At 37.3% G+C, this 833-nt stretch carries 1 pseudogene; it reads right to left on the minus strand.

Annotation, left to right across the window (positions count from 1 at the left end):
* Window positions 1–52: 52 nt before the first annotated feature.
* A pseudogene (locus tag CP368_RS10100) lies at window positions 53–826 on the minus strand (phosphatidylserine decarboxylase family protein); the annotation flags it as partial.
* Window positions 827–833 lie beyond the last annotated feature (7 nt).

Consider the following 833-nt stretch of genomic DNA (forward strand, 5'->3'; position numbering starts at 1 on the left):
TTTAGGACGTTTATAGTTTAAGCCCGATCCAATATCTGAGATATATTCATCGGCGGTGATAACTAAGAGCACTTAAGAATGCCTGATACAATGTACCGCCTTCAAACTTTGATGTCCACGGATCATTGTGCAACAAATCAATCAATGAATATGGCTGTCCCTTAATCCAGAACTTAGCTTTAAGTGGTACATCATGCGCAATACGGAATGGGGCAGATTCACAGGCGTTAGCAATCACGTCATCGTCATCTGGGGATGCTACAGGTCTAATACCTGGCTTAAACTTACGAGTAAAAAAATCATCCCATGAAGTATAACCTAATTTTTGTTTAACATCTGTTGAATGCACAGCAAATAAGTCCACGAAATTATCTCCGCCTGCTTCTTTAGCCATTTCATTTAAAGCATACGGTGAAAGCCAGCCTTTATCTGAAGTATTCAGAACATAACTAGACTCTTCACTTTGTAAATACCGACCTCAGTAATCCAAAATATTTTTCATCTTGGCATTAACACGTGGATCGTTAAATAAAACATAACCGGCACGAGTTCCCATTGGATAATCAAGTACGGCATTAATTGGTGTGTCAACCAAGCCAGTTGTATTAAATTTCGGAGCACGTTGAATTAGCCGATTAAGCACTAATAAAAGTTCGTGATAGTCTCGAACCTGCGGTGTTCCTGCAGGTGTATCAACATCTTTCTGAGGAATTTCATCAAACATCATCTGAAACAAATTCCAAATATAACAATTTGATTCAATCAATTCTTTTAAAGCGAGACTGTAAAATAGTTTGTGTAAGGATGAATGATTCCTTAAATTTATTTCTTTA

This window comes from Lactobacillus sp. UMNPBX17 (assembly GCF_002553735.1).
Taxonomy (GTDB): domain Bacteria; phylum Bacillota; class Bacilli; order Lactobacillales; family Lactobacillaceae; genus Lactobacillus; species Lactobacillus gallinarum.